The 324-nt window shown below is 71.0% G+C and carries 1 protein-coding gene; it reads left to right on the top strand.

Annotated features, from left to right (window positions below):
• Positions 1-324: ATP-grasp domain-containing protein (locus KVS67_RS11740; RefSeq protein ID WP_368669064.1), on the top strand; the 324-nt coding region annotated here is incomplete at both ends.

Consider the following 324-nt stretch of genomic DNA (forward strand, 5'->3'; position numbering starts at 1 on the left):
CCCGAGGCCCTCGCCAAGGTGCCCGTCTCCCCGCTGACCGGCATCGACGCCGAGACCGCCCAGGAGATCGTCACCGAGGCGGGCTTCCCCGAGGAGCTGCGCGCCGACGTCGCCGAGGTCATCCAGAAGCTCTGGGAGGGCTTCGAGAAGGAGGACGCCACCCTCGTCGAGGTGAACCCGCTGGTGAAGACCGGCGGCGGCACGATCCTCGCCCTGGACGGCAAGGTCTCCCACGACGACAACGCGGCGTTCGGCCTTGAGGGCCACGCCGCCCTCGTCGACGAGCGCACCGAGGACCCGCTGGAGGCCAAGGCCAAGACCAAC

Origin of the sequence: Micrococcus sp. GbtcB5 (assembly GCF_019091605.1) — a bacterium.
Lineage (GTDB): Bacteria > Actinomycetota > Actinomycetes > Actinomycetales > Micrococcaceae > Micrococcus > Micrococcus luteus.